We start from the raw sequence: 1,414 nt of genomic DNA on the forward strand, positions 1-1,414 counted from the left end.
GCTTGGGCCATCCCCCCATTCTGCCCGGCGCCGCGAGAAGGCCTGGAACCGAGAAGGCCCGGGGCCGCGAGAAGGCCCGCAGCCGCGAAGGCCCGGAGCCGCGAGTAGGCCCGCAGCCGTGAGCGGGCTGGCGGGCAAACTGAGGCTGTGGGTTAGGCTGGCCTAACTTCGGGCCAGCCGGAAACGAGGTGCCGCACCATGTCAGTGGCCGACCCTCCCGAGACGGAACGCCTGTCCGTGCGCCTTCGCACGGGCACCCGTGCCGAGCACGACGCCGCTCAAGGCAGCGGTTTCCTCGACCGGCTCGCCGCCGGCCGGCTGCCGAGGGACGCCTACGCCGATCTGGCCGCCCAGCACTGGTTCATCTACGTCGCGCTCGAGCGGGCCGGCGACGCCCTGTCCGCCGACCCGGTGGCGGGCGACTTCGTGCTGCCCGAGCTGCGGCGGGTTTCCGCGCTCGAGGCCGACCTCGCCTTCTTGGCCGGGCACCGGTGGCGCGACCGCGTCGTGGCGCGTAGAGCCACCGTGGAGTACGTCGAGCGGCTCCAGGCGGTCACCACGGCCGAGCAGTTCATCGCCCACCACTACACGCGCTACCTCGGCGACCTCTCCGGCGGGCAGTATCTCGGGCCGGCCATCGCTCGCAGCTACGGCCTGAGCGGCGACGGCCACCGGTTCTTCGTCTTCGACGGCGTCCGCCCGCCGGCCTTCCGCATCCGCTACCGCGAGATGCTGGACGCCATCCGCTGGTCGCCGGCCGAGGAGGAGACCTTCCTGGCCGAGGTCAGCGAGGCGTACCGCCTCAACATCGCCGTGCTGGACGACCTGAAGGAGCGCTGGGCGTGACCGACCCCTTCCCGCCGGATGTGGTGGCGCAGATCGCCCGACACATGAATGACGACCACGCCGACGACAACGTGCTCATCGTGCGTGGCTTGGGCGGCGCGACTACCGCCACCTCCGCCCGGATGTCGGGGATGGACGCGGACGGCATGGAGTTCGCGGCCGCCGTCGACGGCGTGGAGGTGCCGGTCCGCATACCGTTCCGGGAGCGGCTGACCGAACGCCGCCAGGTCCGCGCCGAGGCGGTCCGGATGTACCAGGAGGCGTGCGCGGCGCTGGGCGTCGAACCGCGCCACTGAAGACCGGAAAGCGCGCTCAGGCGGTGGTGCCGACCCCGGCCTCGGAGCCGCCGGTCATCTCACCGTCACCCGTGCCGGCGGAAGAGGCGCTGTCGGACGAGGCGCCGGAACCGCGGTTACCCCGACCACCCCGCCGGCGCCGGCGACGCGGCTTGTCACCGTCGTCCGGACCGTCCGACTCCGCGCTGTCCAGGGGGCTGTCCACCATCGCCTCCGACGAAGCGTCCGAGAAGGTGGCCGCCGCGCTGCTGCGCCGCCGGGAACGAGCCGGC

Annotated in this window: 2 protein-coding genes and 1 pseudogene; 2 read left to right on the forward strand and 1 reads right to left on the reverse strand. The window is 72.8% G+C overall.

All coding sequences use genetic code 11. The features are described 5' to 3' along the window. Positions 1–198 precede the first annotated feature (198 nt). On the forward strand, positions 199–846 hold the full coding sequence (locus AB0M20_RS43505; protein ID WP_364307360.1) for a biliverdin-producing heme oxygenase: 648 nt from the start codon (positions 199–201) through the stop codon (positions 844–846). Then, a complete protein-coding gene (locus AB0M20_RS43510) occupies positions 843–1,142 on the forward strand; it encodes a DUF2470 domain-containing protein (RefSeq protein WP_364307361.1) in 300 nt (99 codons plus the stop codon). Before AB0M20_RS43505 ends, AB0M20_RS43510 begins: the two co-directional genes overlap by 4 nt. Positions 1,143–1,158: 16 nt before the next feature. Here the strand turns inward: AB0M20_RS43510 and AB0M20_RS43515 are convergent. Next, positions 1,159–1,414 (reverse strand): annotated as a pseudogene (locus AB0M20_RS43515) (hypothetical protein); the annotation flags it as partial.

The sequence above is a fragment of the Actinoplanes sp. NPDC051633 genome (genome assembly GCF_040681735.1).
GTDB lineage: Bacteria > Actinomycetota > Actinomycetes > Mycobacteriales > Micromonosporaceae > Actinoplanes.

Bases quoted from the DNA above. Each gene is read 5' to 3' on its own strand.
- AB0M20_RS43505 (WP_364307360.1), top strand. From the start codon at position 199: ATGTCAGTGGCCGACCCTCCCGAGACGGAACGCCTGTCCGTGCGCCTT.